This window comes from Pseudomonas sp. PDM13 (genome assembly GCF_025685765.1).
In the GTDB taxonomy this organism is placed as follows: Bacteria; Pseudomonadota; Gammaproteobacteria; order Pseudomonadales; family Pseudomonadaceae; genus Metapseudomonas; species Metapseudomonas solani.
In genome coordinates this window covers 127,108-143,262 of the sequence record NZ_JAOTQU010000005.1, presented here as the reverse complement: position 1 = coordinate 143,262, position 16,155 = coordinate 127,108, and the positions used below count along the sequence as shown (strand labels likewise).

Here is a 16,155-nt window from a genome sequence, read left to right as displayed (position 1 = left end):
ATGGCTGCTGTCGTCATCTATTCCAGCGATTGGTGCCCTTACTGTATCCGGGCCAAGCAATTGCTCGGCAACAAGGGCGTCCAGTACGAAGAGATCCGTGTCGATGGCAAGCCCGACGTCCGCGCCGAGATGACCCGCAGGGCGGGCCGCACCTCGGTGCCGCAGATATGGATCGGTTCGACCCATGTGGGCGGCTGTGACGACCTTTATGCCCTTGAGCGGGCGGGCAAGCTGGATGCTCTGCTCAAGGCGTGACCCCACGAGAAACGTACGAACAAGAAGGCTCTGCCATGACTGAACAAGCAAGCAACGGCGCTTCCCAGGAAGCCCAGAACCCGCAATTCTCGCTGCAGCGTATCTATGTGCGTGACCTGTCCTTCGAGGCCCCCAAGAGCCCCGAGATCTTCCGTCAGGAGTGGACCCCGAGCGTGGCGCTGGACCTGAACACCCGCCAGAAGTCGCTGGACGGTGATTTCCACGAAGTGGTGCTGACCCTCTCCGTGACCGTGAAGAACGGCGAAGAGACTGCCTTCATCGCTGAAGTGCAGCAGGCCGGCATCTTCCTGATCAAGGGCCTGGATGCGGCTTCCATGAGCCACACCCTGGGTGCCTTCTGCCCGAACATCCTGTTCCCCTACGCCCGCGAAACCCTGGACAGCCTCGTCGTACGTGGCTCCTTCCCGGCGCTGATGCTGGCTCCGGTGAACTTCGACGCCCTGTACGCGCAGGAAATGGCGCGCCTGCAGGCCGCCGGCGAAGCCCCGGCCAACGCCTGATCCGCGTTGGATGAAAAAAAGCGCCTCTCGGGGCGCTTTTTTGTGGGCGGGCGATGGCCCTCAGTCCAGGCTGAAACCGTGCTGGCGCCAGGCCTCGTAGACCGCCACCGCCACCGTATTGGACAGGTTCAGGCTGCGGCAGCCGGGGCGCATGGGCAGGAGCAGGCGCTGCTCGGGCGGCAGGGCGTTGCGCACCTCCTCCGGTAGGCCGCGGCTTTCAGGGCCGAAGAGGAAGGCGTCGCCCTTCTCGAAGGCGACCTCATGGAACAGCTGCGTGCCCTTGGTGGTGAAGGCGAACACGCGGGGGTGCCCCAGGCTCGCCAGGCAGCTTTCCAGGTCGGTGTGGCGCTGTAGGGTGGCGTACTCGTGGTAGTCCAGCCCGGCGCGGCGCAGGCGCTTGTCGTCGAGCTCGAAACCCAGGGGCTCGATCAGGTGCAGGTGGCAGCCCGAGTTGGCGCACAGCCTGATAATGTTGCCGGTGTTCGGCGGAATTTCCGGTTGAAAAAGGATGACGTGAAACATGCGTGGCCCCCAGCGCCAAAACCGGCGGCATTCTACTCCCGATGAGGACCCGAGGCGGCGCATGTGGCCGCGCTTTTTGGGCTCATTGGCGATTTTCGGACTGCTGGTGGGCATGATGATCGGCCGCCTGACCGCACCAGGGCCGATCCACCTGGAACGGGTGGAGGAGGTGCCGGGCGGCCTGGCGCTGTGGTTCAACGACGAACCCCGCCAGCACGCGGAACATATGGACGGTGCACTGGCCTTTCTCTTCGATGCCAGCGCCGAGCCGCAGCAAGGCCACCTGCTGCTGGGGGACAAGGCGTTGAGCTGGCGATTGCAGATGAGTCGGAACGGGCTGTTGCTGCACTTCGTGGCCACCCGCCCCCTGCATGGGGAATGGAGCGGTGCCGAGGTGGATGGCAAGTGGCGGCTGCAGATCAGCCTGCGGGAGGGATAAGAAAGGGGATTCCCCGGCCTGCCTGTACCAAGGTCCCCGAAACGGGTCGTCGCATCGTGCCCGGCGCCGTTGTCGCAGCGCCCGTGGCGGGAGAAGAAAGGGGAATCCCCGGCCTGCCTGTACCTGGGTCCCCAAAAGGGTTGTCGCTTCGCTGTCCGGGCCTCTGGCTGTCGTTACAGCGCGGCGGTGTAAGAAAGGGGGTTCCCCGGCCTGCCTGTACCAAGGCCCCCAAAACCGTTCCCCTTCGCGGCCCGCTCGCGGAGCCTGGCTCGACGCGGTGATGCTGGCAGCGAAGGGGGTTGCATAAAAGAGGGATCCCCGGCCTGCCTGTACCAAGGTCCCCGAAACTGGTTGTCTCTACCAATGCAGGGGGTGTGCCAGTTTTTATTCGTGATGCCTGTTCAGGCTCGCTTCGTATCGATCTTCAGCTCTGAAACTCCCGTAATTCCTGGCCTGCAGCGTTTCGTGCGCTTTTCCGTTGTTGCTCGACATGTCCGCCTGCAGACCGTTTCTCGCGGATTCCTGGCCATTTTCTGAGCACGTTTTTGATGCGCCGAAGCGGTGCGCGGCACCAGCGGGGATCGTTTTTAGCGACTGCAGCCCGCCCTGGTGCAGGGCGCGCAGGCCTCTGGATGGCTGCTCTACGGGGAGTTCAGGGCGGGGGAAGGAAGGGAGGGAGCAGGAGCGAATCCATTCGCGGTGGGCCTTTCCGAGGGGCTTTGGGATTGACCTGCGATCCGTCGCGAACGGACTCGCTCCTACAACGCGGAGGGCGGGGTGCCGCCGGATGCGTCACGCGGGCCAGCAGGCCCGCGTATGGAAGAGGGAAGGGGTGGGGCGGGGAGAATCAGGCGTCGTCGCCGTCGTCCTCGTCGCCGCCGTCCACCTTCATGCCCAGCTCCTTGATCTTGCGGGTCAGGGTGTTGCGACCCCAGCCCAGCAGCACGGCGGCATCGCGACGGCGGCCGGCGGTGTGCTTGAGGGCGGTCTCGATCATGATCCGCTCGAAGGAGGGCACTGCGCTGTCCAGCAGGCTGGACTGGCCACGGGCCAGGGCCTGGTCGGCCCACTGGCGCAGGGCCTGCTCCCAGTTGGTGACCGGGGCGGCGTCCTGGGGCTGGGTCAGCAGCTCCGGCGGCAGGTCGTCCACGTGGACTTCACGGCCCGAGGCCATGACGGTGATCCAGCGGCAGGTGTTCTCCAGCTGGCGCACGTTGCCCGGCCAGGGCAGGTTCTTCAGGTAATCCTCGGTCTCGTTCTTCAGCAGCTTGGGCTCGACGGCCAGCTCCTGGGCCGCGCGGGCGAGGAAGTGGCGGGCCAGCGCGGGGATGTCTTCGCGGCGGTCCGACATGCGCGGGATATGAATGCGAATGACGTTGAGACGGTGGAACAGGTCCTCGCGGAACTTGCCGGCCTGTACCAGGTTTTCCAGGTTCTGGTGGGTGGCGGCGATGATGCGCACGTCGACCTTCACCGGGGTGTGGCCGCCCACGCGGTAGAACTCGCCGTCAGCCAGCACGCGCAGCAGGCGGGTCTGGGTGTCGGCGGGCATGTCGCCGATCTCGTCGAGGAACAGGGTGCCGCCATCGGCCTGCTCGAAGCGGCCGCGACGCTGGTTGGCCGCGCCGGTGAAGGCGCCTTTCTCGTGGCCGAACAGCTCGGATTCCATCAGGTCCTTGGGGATCGCCGCCATGTTCAGGGCGATGAAGGGCGAGCTGGCGCGGGGGCTGTGGCGATGCAGCGCATGGGCCACCAGCTCCTTGCCGGTGCCGGATTCGCCGTTGATCAGCACGGTGATATTGGAGTGGCTGAGGCGGCCAATGGCGCGGAACACCTCCTGCATCGCCGGCGCCTCGCCGATGATCTCGGGGGTGGGCGGCTGGCTGACCGGGGCCTCCAGGCTCTGCTGCTCCTGGGCGTGCTGGTTGGCGCGCTTGACCAGGGACACCGCCTCGTCGACGTCGAAGGGCTTGGGCAGGTACTCGAAGGCACCGCCCTGGTAGGAGGCCACCGCGCTATCCAGGTCGGAATGGGCGGTCATGATGATCACCGGCAGGCGCGGGTGCAGCTCGCGGATGCGTGCCAGCAGGTCCAGGCCGCTGGAGCCGGGCATGCGGATGTCGGAGATGATCACGTCGGGCTGCTGGCGACCCAGGCGGGTGAGCACGCTGTCGGCGCTTTCGAAGCTCTGGGTGGTCATGCCTTCCTGTTGCAGAGCTTTTTCCAGGACCCAGCGGATGGAGCGGTCGTCATCGACGATCCAGACGGTTTCACTACGAGTCATGAGGATGCGGCTCCTTGTTCCAGCGGCAGGAAGATCGAGAAGACGGTGTGGCCGGGGTGGCTCTCACACTCGATCAGGCCCTGGTGCTGGCTGATGATGTTCTGGGCGATGGCCAGCCCGAGCCCGGTACCGTCGGGGCGCCCGCTGACCATTGGATAGAAGATGGTTTCCTGCAGTTCGGGCGGAATGCCCGGGCCGTTGTCGATGATCTCGACCTTGGTCACCAGGCGATGCCGGGTGTGGCCGATGGTGAACTGGCGCAGGGTGCGCGAACGCAGGGTGATGCGCCCGAGGCGCAGGTCGTTGTTGGCGGAGATGGCCTGCATGGCGTTGCGCACGATATTGAGCACGGCCTGGATCATCTGCTCGCGGTCGATGAGCACATCCGGGATGCTCGGGTCATAGTCACGCACCAGAGTGATGCCGCCCTGGCTCTCGGCTTCCACCAGGCTGCAGACGCGCTCCAGCACTTCGTGGACGTTGGTCATCGCCAGGGACGGCAGCTTGTTGGAGCCGAGCATGCGGTCCACCAGGTTCCGCAGGCGGTCCGCCTCTTCGATGATGACGTTGGTGTAGTCCTTCAGGTGCTCTTCCGGCAATTCCCGGGACAGCAGTTGGGCGGCACCGCGAATGCCACCCAGGGGGTTCTTGATCTCGTGGGCGAGGCCGCGCACCAGCAGCTTGGTGGTTTCCTGCTTGGACAGTTGCGCCTCTTCCTTGGTGATGCGCAGCAGCCGGTCGCGCGGGTGCACTTCCAGCAGCAGCAGGGTGGCGCCCTTGTTGAGGATGGGCGTCACCGCGTAGTCCACCGTCAGGGTCTGCCCGGCGAGGGAGGTGAGCATGGCCTCGCGCTTGGTGAAGGGGTGCGCCTCTTCCACTGCCTGGCGCAGCGAGGTCAGCGCCTCGGGGGATTCGGTGAACAGCTCGCTGATGAACTGGCCATGGCTGCGCTGACCGCTGACGGCCAGGAGCATTTCCGCCGCCGGGTTCATGTACTCCAGCCGCAGGTCGGCATTGAGCAGGATCACCGCGGTGGTCAGGTTGTCGAGCAGCAGTCGGTGCAGGGCGTCGTTGATGGTCATAGGTCGGGCATCTCGGCGATGGGCAAGAAATGCAAGAAGCAAACCAAGCCCTTAAAAGACGCGCTGAAACAGGCAGCCAGCCGCTTGCGGCTGCTTTTCAGCGCAGCGCGGCGGTGCGCGGGCGAACCAAAATGGGGAGAGTATAGAAATCGGTGCAGCGTGACGCACCATTGCGGTGCGTCATTGGATCAGAAGAACGGAAGGATGCCGATGATGCCTTTGTCCGGCTCCTTGGGCTTGTCCTTGAGCGGGCATTCGGGGCGCACGCCGTAGTCCTTCTTCTGGCAGGGACGGGCCTGGCGCTTCTGCGCCAGGGTCGTACGCAGGATGTGCACCGGCTGGTTCGGCGTGCGTTCTACTACGCGGCCCTTGCCGTCGACTATCTCCACCGCCAGTTGGTGCGTGCCGCGATCCAGGTTGGTGATGGGGAATACCGGGCTGCGGCCGGGCTCGCCCTGGGTCTTGCCGTCCAGCACCAGGCGGTAGCTGTGGCCATCGCGCAGGCCCGGTTCGCTCATGGCGGTGACGATGAGGTTGCCCTCCATGTCACGCACCGTGGCGTCTGGCTCGGGCACCAGGATGCGCAGTACCTGGTAGCCCATGGCGCGCGGGATGGCGGCCGGCGGCAGTACGGCCGGTGCCGCAGGCTGGGCGGTCATGCCGTTGGAAGGCGCCAGTTCGATGCGCTCGGCATTGCCCGGTTTGGGCCGATCAGTGAAGACGCGGTTACCTTCCTCGTCGATGTAGGTATAGACCTGAGCCATCGCCGGCAGGCAGGCGAACAACAGGCAGAGCAGGATGGTGCGCATGGGTCAGTTGGCTGGCTTCGGAGTGGGTTTCGGGGTGGGTTTCGGAGGTGGCGGGCGCAGTGCGGGGCTGCTGGTGTTGACCCGCTGCACGGTGAAGGTGACGGTCTCGCTCTGTTGCACGACCTGGTTACCGGCGAGCACCTGGACCGAGAGGCTGTGCTCGCCACGGTCGGCGTTGACCACCTGCAGGCGTGGCACGTTGACCTTCTGGCCCTCGGGCTTGCCGTCCAGCAGCAGCTGCAGCTGATGGCCCTGGCGCAGGCGCGGGACCAGGTGCACGCCGACGGAGAAGGTGCCGTTGTTGGCGCGCAGGGCTTCGTCGGTGGGCACGTCGGTCAGGCGGATTTCCTTGTACGCCGCTTCCGCCGCCTGGTCTTTCGGAGCGGTGGCCGGCGCCGAGGGCTTCTGCGCTTCCACGGTATTGGTGGTGGGCAGGCTGACCTCTTCGGTCCTGGTGCCGTCCGGCGGCTGGTTGGTGAAGACGGTATTGCCGTTGGCGTCGGTGTACTTGTAGATCTGTGCCGTGGCGGGGAGCGTCAGCGACAACAGCAGGCAGGCGAGCAGGAGGCGCATGGGCCGGTCTCCTCTGGATGATGCCGCTAAGCCTTGCACCCGCGCGCCAAGCTGGCAAGTTCGGCCTGATGCGGCTGTGCGGCGCAGCCGGAAAATCGCTCGGTTCAAGGGCGTCGTTGCACGCAATTCATGCCACAAAAAAAGAGGCCTCCCGAAGGAGGCCTCTCAGTTCGTGCCGCTTGCGCGGCACGTTGCCTATGCAGGCAGCTAGCTGGATCAGACGCTGTAGTACAGGTCGTATTCCAGCGGGTGCACGAAGGTGCGCACCTTGATTTCTTCTTCGCTCTTCAGCTCGATGTAGGCATCGATGAAGTCGTCGGTGAACACGCCGCCCTTGGTCAGGAACGCACGGCCCTTGTCCAGCTCTTCCAGCGCCTCTTTGAGGCTGCCGCAAACCTGCGGGATCTCTTTCGCCTCTTCCGGCGGCAGGTCGTACAGGTTCTTGTCGGCGGCATCGCCGGGGTGGATCTTGTTCTGGATACCGTCCAGACCGGCCATCAGCAGAGCTGCGAAGGCCAGGTAGGGGTTGGCAGCCGGGTCCGGGAAGCGCGCTTCGATGCGGCGGGCTTTCGGGCTGGACACGTACGGGATACGGATCGAGGCGGAACGGTTGCGGGCGGAGTAGGCCAGCATTACCGGGGCTTCGAAGCCGGGAACCAGACGCTTGTAGGAGTTGGTGGCCGGGTTGGTGAAGCCGTTCAGGGCCTTACCGTGCTTGATGATGCCGCCGATGAAGTACAGGGCGGTATCGGACAGGCCGGCATAGCCTTCACCTGCGAAAGTGTTCTTGCCGTCTTTGCCGATCGACAGGTGCACGTGCATGCCCGAGCCGTTGTCGCCGTACAGGGGCTTCGGCATGAAGGTCGCGGTCTTGCCGTAGGCATCGGCGACGTTGTGCACGCAGTACTTCAGGGTCTGAACTTCGTCAGCCTTGGCGACCAGGGTGTTGAACTTCACGCCGATTTCGTTCTGACCGGCAGTCGCCACTTCGTGGTGGTGAACTTCGATGACCAGGCCCATTTCTTCCATGGCGTTACACATGGCAGTACGGATTTCGTGGTCGTGGTCGCACGGCGGAACCGGGAAGTAACCGCCTTTGACGGCCGGGCGGTGGCCCTTGTTGCCGCCTTCGACGTCCTGGTCGGTCATCCACGAGCCTTGCTCGGAGATGATCTTGAACATGGAGCCGGAGATGTCGGACTTGAACTTCACTTCGTCGAAGATGAAGAACTCGGGTTCCGGGCCGACGAAGACGGTGTCACCGATACCGGTGGTCTTCAGGTATTCCTCGGCGCGCTTGGCGATGGAGCGCGGGTCGCGATCGTAGCCTTGCATGGTGCTCGGCTCGATGATGTCGCAGACCAGGATCAGGGTCGGCTCTTCGGTGAAGGGGTCCAGCACGGCGGTGCTGTCGACCGGCAGCAGGATCATGTCGGAGGCTTCGATGCCTTTCCAGCCGTGGATGGACGAGCCGTCGAACATCTTGCCGACTTCGAAGAACTCGTCGTCCAGCGCGTCGCGTGCCGGCATGGTCACGTGGTGCTGCTTGCCTTTGGTATCGGTGAAGCGCAGATCAACCCACTTCACGTCATGGTCTTTAATCAGTTGAAGCGACTTCGACATGGTGTCCTCCAGGTGGTCGGGGGTGGCTGTCGTGCAAGCCCCCAATAAAAAGGTGAAGCCGGGGCGGCATAGTCCGCCAGGGCAACCTGCCTCACAAGGGAGCAAATTGCGTGCCAGTGCCCTGGAATGGGCAAAGGCCCTAGAACTCACGCGGGCCGGGGGCTGCCGATTGATTGTGTACAGTTTTGCGCACCAATTCCGTGCTCCGTGCGTCGAGATTGCACCCGTTTGGTGCGTCGCGAAGAGGTGTGATTGATTTTGGTCAAAGCTTGAACAATTTCCGCTATAATCCGCGCCCCTCTTTTTTCAGCGTCCCAGCCAGTGCTGTTTTCATGAAACTCATCATCAAGGTCTTCCCCGAAATCACCATCAAGAGCCGGCCGGTGCGCAAGCATTTCATCCGCCAGCTCGCGAAGAACATTCGCGTGGTCTTGCGTGATCTCGACCCGGAAGTCGAGGTGAGCGGCATCTGGGACAACCTGGAACTGGTCACGACGCAGACCGATCCCAAGCTCCTTGCGGAGATGGTCGAGCGCCTCACCTGCACGCCCGGCATCACCCACTTCCTGGAGGTCAACGAGTACCCGCTCGGCGACTTCGACGACGTGCTGGAAAAGTGCAAGCTGCATTACGCCGACCAGATTCCCGGCAAGATCTTCTCCGTGCGCTGCAAGCGTGCCGGCAAGCACTCGTTCACCTCGATGGAGCTGGAGAGCCATGTCGGCAGCCGCCTGCGCCGTGAGTGCAACGCCGCCGGTATCTCGCTGAAGAACCCGGAAGTGGAAGTGCGCATCGAGGTGCGCGACCAGCGCCTGTTCGTCATCCACCACCAGCACGACGGCCTGGGCGGTTACCCGCTGGGCTCGCTGGAGCAGACCCTGGTGCTGATGTCCGGCGGTTTCGACTCCACCGTCGCCGCCTACCAGATGATGCGTCGCGGCCTGATGGCGCACTTCTGTTTCTTCAACCTTGGCGGCCGTGCCCACGAGCTGGGCGTGATGGAAGTGGCTCACTACCTGTGGGAGAAGTTCGGCCGTTCCCAGCGCGTGCTGTTCATCAGCGTGCCCTTCGAGGAAGTGGTGGCCGAGATCCTCGGTAAGGTCGACAACAGCCAGATGGGCGTGATCCTCAAGCGCATGATGCTGCGGGTCTCCACGCGCATGGCCGAGCAGCTGCGCATCGAGGCGCTGGTCACCGGTGAGGCCATCTCCCAGGTGTCCAGCCAGACTCTGCCGAACCTCTCGGTGATCGACTCGGTCACCGACATGCTGGTGCTGCGCCCGCTGATCGCCAGCCACAAGCAGGACATCATCGACACCGCCAACCAGATCGGCACCGCCGAGTTCGCCAAGCACATGCCCGAATACTGCGGCGTGATCTCGGTGAACCCGACCACCCGCGCCAAGAAGAGCCGCATCGAGTACGAAGAGACGCAGTTCGACATGGCCGTGCTGGAGCGCGCCATCGAGCGCGCGCGCCTGATCCCCATCGACCGGGTGATCGACGAGCTGGGCCAGGACCTGAAGGTGGAAGAGGTGAGCGAGGCCCTGCCGGGGCAGATCGTCATCGACATCCGCCACCCCGACGCCCAGGAAGATGAACCGCTGGAGCTGGCGGGCATCGAAGTCCAGGCCATGCCGTTCTACGCGATCAACAGCCGCTTCAAGGAACTGGATGAAAATCGCCAGTACCTCCTCTATTGCGATAAAGGCGTCATGAGCCGCCTGCATGCTCACCATCTGCTCAGTGAGGGGCATGCCAATGTGCGCGTTTATCGCCCGGCCTAAACAGCCCGGGCTGTACGGCGGCAGCATCCGCCACCGCCCCCCCGACCAGCGGGCGGGCTGAATCGAACGTTTTTCATACAGGCCGCCTAGACTCAGCGGCGAACCGAATCCTCTGATCGAGATGCACAAGTGATCGAAAAACTACGCAACATCGCCATCATCGCCCACGTCGACCATGGCAAAACCACCCTCGTCGACAAGCTCCTGAAGCTGTCCGGCACCCTCGACCGCAAAGAAGCGGAAAGCGAGCGCGTGATGGACTCCAACGACCAGGAAAAAGAGCGCGGCATTACCATTCTGGCGAAGAACACCGCCATCAAATGGAACGGCTACAACATCAACATCGTCGACACCCCCGGCCACGCCGACTTCGGCGGTGAGGTCGAGCGCGTGATGTCGATGGTCGACTCCGTGCTGCTGGTGGTCGACGCCCAGGACGGCCCCATGCCGCAGACCCGCTTCGTGACCCAGAAGGCGTTCAAGGCCGGCCTGCGTCCGATCGTCGTGGTCAACAAGATCGACCGTCCGGGCGCGCGCCCTGATTGGGTCATCGACCAGATCTTCGACCTGTTCGACAACCTCGGTGCCACCGACGAGCAACTCGACTTCCCGATCGTCTACGCCAGCGCCCTGAACGGCATCGCCGGCCTCGACCACGAGAAGATGGACGACAACATGGACGCGCTGTTCCAGGCGATCATCGACCACGTTCCGGTTCCGGACGTCGACGTCGACGGCCCGTTCCAGATGCAGATCTCCCAGCTGGACTACAACAGCTTCCTCGGCGTGATCGGCATTGGCCGTATCGCCCGCGGCAAGATCAAGTCCAACACCCCGGTGGTCGCCATCAGCGACGATGGCACCAAGCGCAACGGCCGCGTCCTGAAGATCATGGGTCACTCCGGCCTGCAGCGCGTCGAAGTCGCTGAAGCCGAAGCCGGCGACATCGTCTGCGTCAGCGGCATGGAAGAGCTGTTCATCTCCGACACCCTGTGCGACCCGCAGAACGTCGAAGCCCGTCCGCCCCTGACCGTCGACCAGCCGACCGTGAGCATGACCTTCCAGGTCAACGACTCGCCCTTCGCTGGTAAAGAAGGCAAGTTCGTCACCAGCCGCAACATCAAGGACCGTCTGGAAAAAGAACTGCTGCACAACGTCGCCCTGCGCGTCGAAGCGGGCGAATCCGCCGAGAAGTTCAAGGTCTCCGGCCGTGGTGAACTGCACCTCTCCGTACTGATCGAAACCATGCGCCGCGAAGGCTTCGAGATGGCCGTAGGCCGTCCGGAAGTGGTCATCATCGAGAAGGACGGCGACAAGCAGGAGCCCTACGAGAACGTCACCATCGACATCGAAGAGCAGCACCAGGGCTCGGTGATGGAGCAGATGGGCCTGCGCAAGGGCGATCTGACCAACATGATCCCCGACGGCAAGGGCCGTGTACGCCTGGAATACACCATCCCGGCGCGTGGCCTGATCGGCTTCCGTAACAACTTCCTGACCCTGACCTCGGGTACCGGCATCCTGACCTCGACCTTCAGCCACTACGGCCCGATCAAGGCCGGCGAAGTCAGCAACCGTCAGAACGGCGTACTGGTCTCCATGGCCACCGGCACCGCCCTGACCTACTCGCTGGAAACCCTGCAAAGCCGCGGCAAGCTGTTCCTCGGCCCAGGCGACGAGATCTACGAAGGCCAGCTGGCCGGCATCAACAGCCGTGACAACGACCTGGTGATCAACCCCACCAAGGGCAAGAAGCTGGACAACATGCGCGCATCGGGCAAAGACGAAGTCATCGCCCTGGTTCCGCCGATCCGCTTCACCCTGGAGCAGGCGCTGGAATTCATCGCCGACGACGAGCTGGTGGAAGTGACTCCGAAGTCCATCCGCCTGCGCAAGAAAATGCTGAACGAGAACGACCGCAAGCGCTACGAGCGCGCCAAGGTCTGATCTTCGATCAGTATCTGAAAAGCCCCCGTCGGAGTGATCCGGCGGGGGCTTTTTCATGGGCGCTGACTTTGCCTGACCCAGACCGCCTTGCAGGGCTGCGCCCGCTTCCGTCCTCGCTTTAGACGTTTCCCCGGCACTTACCAGGCCGCGCCCGATAGGCCCTCCTGCGGCGAGCTGCTCTCATGGCTGCCGAGCATGGGCTGACGGAGGCCGACGATGGCTGTGTATTCCCCGGGGCAGTTGGATGAGTGGCTGGTATTCGCGCAGGGCCTGGTAGCCGAGAGCCGGGCGCTGCTCGCATCCCGCAATGACTGGGCCTCGCAGTTCAAACCGGATCGCACCCTGGTGACCGAGCTGGACCTGGAGATCGAGCAGCGTCTTGGCGAGTGCATCCAGCAACGCTACCCGGGCCATGGCGTGCTGGGTGAGGAGTTCGGTGCCCGCGAGCGGGATGCCGAATGGCTGTGGGTGCTGGACCCTATAGATGGCACGGCTTCCCTCATGGCCGGCATGCCGGTGTACGGCACGCTGATCGCGCTCCTGCATCAGGGCGTGCCGGTGCTCGGGGTGATCGACCAGCCGGCCACCGACGAATACTGGGTCGGGCGCCCGGGCCTGCCCACCCTGCTGTTCAACCGCCAGGGCCGCCACGAATGCCGCACCCGCGCCTGCGCCGACCTGGCGCAGGCCTTTGTCTCGGTCAGCAGCCCCGACTTCTTCCAGCCGGACGAGCTGCCGGTATTGCAGGGCTTTCGCCAGCGCAGCGGCTGGCGTGTCTACGGCGGTGCCTGCCGCAGCTATGGCCTGCTCGCCTGCGGGCGCACGGACCTGGCCCTGGACGCCGGCCTCCAGCTCTACGACTACGCGGCCATGCGCCCCATCATCGAAGGCGCCGGGGGCGTGATCAGCGATTGGGAGGGGCGGCCGATCACCCTGGCCAGTGGCAACCGGGTGCTGGCGGCGGGCGACCCGGCCCGCCACCGCGAGGCCCTCGAACTGATCCAGCGGCTGGCCTGAGGGCAAGGGCCGGCCGGCAAGCAGAACAAGAGCGCCACGACGGCGCCAGAAGGGGAGAGCAGAGATGGTCTTGAGCAAGTGGCTGGGCTGGTTCCGCGCCATGCCGGAAGTGTCTGTAGATCGCAGCCAGGAGGAAATCGACGCCGCCTACCGGTATTGGCGCATGCACATCATGCTCGGCCTGTACGCCGGCTATGCCGTGTTCTATTTCACCCGCCGCAGCTTCAACTCGATCATGCCGGCGATGCTCGACGACCTGGGCTGGGAGCGGGCCGCCGGTGGCGCCATCCTCTCGATGTTCTACATCGTCTACGGCGCCTCGCGCTTCATCTCCGGGATGCTCAGCGACTTCGCCAACCCGCGCTACTTCATGGGCCTGGGGCTGATCATCACCGGCATCATCAACATCCTCTTCGGCTTCAGCAGCAGCCTGCTGGCGTTCACCGCGCTGTGGACGCTGAACGCCTTCTTCCAGGGTTGGGGCTGGCCACCCTGCGCCAAGCTGATGACGGCCTGGTACTCGCGCAACGAGCGCGGCTTCTGGTGGGCCATCTGCAACACCTCGCACAACGTCGGCGGCGCACTGATACCGCTGCTGGCCGGGGCCCTGGCGATGGGCTACGGCTGGCGCTACGGGATGATAGTGCCGGGCATCATCGGCATCGCGGTCGGCCTGTTCCTCTGTGTGCGCCTGCGCGACCGCCCGGTGTCGATGGGCCTGCCGACCATCGGTGCCTGGCGGCGGGACGAGCTGGAACTGGAGCAGGAAAAGCACAGTGCGCGGTTGCCGATGTGGCAGATCCTGCAGCGCTACGTGTTCAGCAACCGCTTCATCTGGCTGCTCGCCGCGTCCTACCTGTTCGTCTATGTGGTGCGCATCGGCATCAACGACTGGGGCAACCGCTACCTGCAGGAGCAGCACGGCTACGAACTGCTCACCGCGAACTCGGCGATCTTCTGGCTGGAGATCGGCGGCTTCATCGGCACCCTGGTCGCCGGCTGGGGCTCGGACCGCTTCTTCAAGGGCAACCGGGTGCCGATGAACATCATCTTCACCCTGGGCATCCTGCTCTCGGTGGGCATGCTCTGGGCGTTGCGCATCGATCACTACCCGCTGATCGCCGGCTGCTTCTTCTTCATCGGCTTCTTCATCTTCGGCCCGCAGATGCTCATCGGCATGGCGGCGGCCGAGGCCGCGCACAAGGAGTCCGCCGGCGCTGCCACCGGCTTCGTCGGTGTATTCGGCTATCTGGGCGCCGCGCTGTCCGGCTACCCGCTGGCCAGGGTGACCGACACCTGGGGCTGGGACGGCTTCTTCCTGGCGCTGTCGGCCACCACGCTGTTGTCCGTTGTGTTGCTGCTGCCGTTGCTGGGGGCGCGTAAACCGGCGGCGGGCTGAAGCCGATTGCGATCGGGCAGGGCCACTCTTCCGTGACGCTCCTGGCTTGCCGTCCCTACAGAGCTGGCCCTGTTTCGCCTGCCGCTTAAGACGTTTCGCCAGCACTCATTGGGCGCCGGCCGATAGGTTTGCCATTGGCGAGTTGTTCTCATAGGCGCCTGTTCATCTGGCCCCTGCAAGGACTGCTCGCCGTGTGTCGTTCGTTCTCGTTGACCCTGCTGATACTGGTGCTTCTACCCCTTGGGGCAGCATCTGCCGCGCCGCTCCCGGGGGACAGGGATCTGATCCGCGAGCGGCAGCAGCACCTTATCGAGGAGCAGCGCAAACGCCTGGAGGAGCTGCAGCAGCTGCCTCTCCAGCCTAAACAGCTGGAGCCCGGACAGGACGAGGATGCGCATTGCGTGAACGTCAGCAGGATTCGTCTACAGGGCGCCGAGCTGATTGACGAGAAACAGCGTGGGGAGCTGCTGTCGTCCTATCTCGGGCAGTGCCTTGGCGATGCGGGCCTGAACCGCGTGCTCCAGTCCATCACCGGTTTCTATCTTGATCGTGGTTATGTCACCTCTCGTGCCTACCTGCCGCAGCAGGACCTATCCGGTGGCGAGCTGCTCGTGGTGATAGTGGAAGGGCGCCTGGAGGCTCTCGAGGGTTCAGGCATCGCCAGTGCCCGCGAGTTGGCCATGGTGTCGCCAGCCGTTGAAGGGGGCCTGCTGAATCTCCGCGAGCTGGAGCAGACGGTTGACCAGTTGGGTCGCCTGCCTTCCCGCTCTGCTGAACTGGAGCTGCTGCCAGGTGAGGCCGTGGGGGGAAGCAAGGTTCTGCTGACGGGTGTACGGGGCAGCCCGTGGCGTGCTGGCCTGAATCGCCATAACGATGGTCAGGCCAGCACAGGGGAGCAGCAATGGGGCGGCAGCCTGGAATGGGACAGCCCCTTGGGGCTGGCCGATCAGTTGAGCCTTCGTGGGGGCGGAGACGCCGTCAGTGACCACTGGCGCCATTCGGCCAATCAAGGGCTCTCCTACAGCCTTCCCTACGGCTGGTGGACCTTTGCCTACAGCTACAGCCAGAGCTACTACCGCACCCGCAACGAGGGGCTGGGCTTCGCCTTCGCGCTGGATGGCGAGAGCAAGAGCCATCAGTTTCGCGCAGAGCGGGTCCTCCATCGTGACAGCCTGAGCCGGACCGGAGTCAGCTTCGGCCTGGGCCACCTGCGTACCCGCAACTACGTCGAAGACAGCCTGATCCGTGAGTCCAGCAACCGCTTGAGCGACTTCCAGTTCGGCCTCAGCCATGGGCGCAGGCTAGGGACCGGCTTCTTCAACCTTGATGCGGGCTGGCAGCGGGGAATCGGTGCGCTGGATGCACAGCGCGCTGGGCGCCCAAGGAAGGACGACCCCGTCGCCCGTTTCAACAAGTACAGCCTCACCGCCAGCTACCTGCAGCCATTCACTCTCGGAGAGCAGACCCTCAGCTTCGACAGCCTCGTCCATGGGCAGCGCAGCGAGGATGTGCTTTTCAGTTCGCAGCGCCTTGGCCTGGGCGGCTTGAGCGCCGTGCGTGGCTACAAGGAGCAGTCGCTGTATGCCGATACCGGCGCCTACTGGCGCAACCAGCTGCGTTGGCGGCTGCCGGCAAGGTGGGAGCCGATACGGCCCTTCGTGCAGGAGTACGGTCTGGCCATCGCCTACGACCTGGGGGTCGCCCATGGCGATGCGCACAACGCCGGCCAGCACGGCCGCCTTTCTTCCCATGCCTTCGAGTTCAGCGCCCGCGGGCCGCACCTCGCCGCTTCGCTGACCCTGGCTCACTCCCTGGAGCGGCCGCACGCCATCGAGCGTCGTGAGCGTCCGGCCTATTTCCGTCTCGATCTCTTCTTCTGAAGCGTTCGCCAAGGAGC

14 protein-coding genes are annotated in these 16,155 nt (G+C 64.3%); 8 read left to right on the top strand and 6 right to left on the bottom strand.

Going from position 1 to position 16,155, the window contains the following annotated elements; translation table 11 throughout:
• Positions 1-255 (top strand): glutaredoxin 3, encoded by a 255-nt coding sequence (grxC, locus tag OEJ36_RS07455; RefSeq protein ID WP_263400956.1) that lies wholly within the window; start codon positions 1-3, stop codon positions 253-255.
• Between the two features lie 35 nt (positions 256-290).
• A complete protein-coding gene (secB, locus tag OEJ36_RS07450) occupies positions 291-776 on the top strand; it encodes a protein-export chaperone SecB (protein ID WP_021218677.1) in 486 nt (161 codons plus the stop codon).
• A 60-nt stretch (positions 777-836) separates the two neighbouring features.
• Here the strand turns inward: secB and OEJ36_RS07445 are convergent, their stop codons facing one another.
• Complete coding sequence (locus OEJ36_RS07445) at positions 837-1,298, bottom strand: tRNA (cytidine(34)-2'-O)-methyltransferase (RefSeq protein ID WP_263400955.1); 462 nt, start codon at positions 1,296-1,298, stop codon at positions 837-839.
• Here OEJ36_RS07445 and OEJ36_RS07440 point away from each other — a divergent pair.
• Positions 1,297-1,737 carry a hypothetical protein gene (locus OEJ36_RS07440; protein WP_263400954.1) on the top strand — a complete coding sequence of 147 codons (441 nt, stop codon included), beginning with the start codon at positions 1,297-1,299 and terminating at the stop codon, positions 1,735-1,737. The genes OEJ36_RS07445 and OEJ36_RS07440 overlap by 2 nt on opposite strands.
• A gap of 847 nt (positions 1,738-2,584) precedes the next feature.
• Here OEJ36_RS07440 and ntrC read toward each other — a convergent pair.
• From ntrC to glnA, 5 genes are all read right to left on the bottom strand, one after another.
• Positions 2,585-4,021 carry a nitrogen regulation protein NR(I) gene (gene ntrC, locus OEJ36_RS07435; RefSeq protein WP_263400953.1) on the bottom strand — a complete coding sequence of 479 codons (1,437 nt, stop codon included), beginning with the start codon at positions 4,019-4,021 and terminating at the stop codon, positions 2,585-2,587.
• Positions 4,018-5,103 carry a nitrogen regulation protein NR(II) gene (gene glnL, locus OEJ36_RS07430; protein WP_263400952.1) on the bottom strand — a complete coding sequence of 362 codons (1,086 nt, stop codon included), beginning with the start codon at positions 5,101-5,103 and terminating at the stop codon, positions 4,018-4,020. Before glnL ends, ntrC begins: the two co-directional genes overlap by 4 nt.
• Positions 5,104-5,291: 188 nt before the next feature.
• Positions 5,292-5,912, bottom strand: a complete 621-nt coding sequence (locus OEJ36_RS07425; RefSeq protein ID WP_263400951.1) for a DUF4124 domain-containing protein — start codon at positions 5,910-5,912, stop codon at positions 5,292-5,294.
• Positions 5,913-5,915: 3 nt separating this feature from the next.
• Positions 5,916-6,485, bottom strand: coding sequence for a DUF4124 domain-containing protein (locus OEJ36_RS07420; RefSeq protein WP_263400950.1), 570 nt, complete (start codon positions 6,483-6,485; stop codon positions 5,916-5,918).
• Positions 6,486-6,701: 216 nt separating this feature from the next.
• Positions 6,702-8,108, bottom strand: a complete 1,407-nt coding sequence (gene glnA, locus OEJ36_RS07415) for a glutamate--ammonia ligase (protein WP_263400949.1) — start codon at positions 8,106-8,108, stop codon at positions 6,702-6,704.
• A gap of 332 nt (positions 8,109-8,440) precedes the next feature.
• Between glnA and thiI the strand changes: the two genes are divergently transcribed.
• From thiI to OEJ36_RS07390, 5 genes are all read left to right on the top strand, one after another.
• Positions 8,441-9,895, top strand: a complete 1,455-nt coding sequence (gene thiI, locus OEJ36_RS07410; protein WP_263400948.1) for a tRNA uracil 4-sulfurtransferase ThiI — start codon at positions 8,441-8,443, stop codon at positions 9,893-9,895.
• 129 nt (positions 9,896-10,024) lie between these two features.
• Positions 10,025-11,842 (top strand): translational GTPase TypA, encoded by a 1,818-nt coding sequence (gene typA / locus OEJ36_RS07405; RefSeq protein ID WP_021222131.1) that lies wholly within the window; start codon positions 10,025-10,027, stop codon positions 11,840-11,842.
• 216 nt (positions 11,843-12,058) lie between these two features.
• Complete coding sequence (locus OEJ36_RS07400) at positions 12,059-12,859, top strand: inositol monophosphatase family protein (protein ID WP_263400947.1); 801 nt, start codon at positions 12,059-12,061, stop codon at positions 12,857-12,859.
• Positions 12,860-12,923: 64 nt separating this feature from the next.
• Positions 12,924-14,258, top strand: coding sequence for an MFS transporter family glucose-6-phosphate receptor UhpC (uhpC, locus tag OEJ36_RS07395; protein WP_317891568.1), 1,335 nt, complete (start codon positions 12,924-12,926; stop codon positions 14,256-14,258).
• A gap of 191 nt (positions 14,259-14,449) precedes the next feature.
• The gene (locus OEJ36_RS07390; protein ID WP_263400946.1) at positions 14,450-16,138 is read left to right on the top strand and encodes a ShlB/FhaC/HecB family hemolysin secretion/activation protein; all 1,689 of its coding nucleotides are present in this window, start codon (positions 14,450-14,452) and stop codon (positions 16,136-16,138) included.
• The last annotated feature ends 17 nt before the right edge of the window (positions 16,139-16,155 follow it).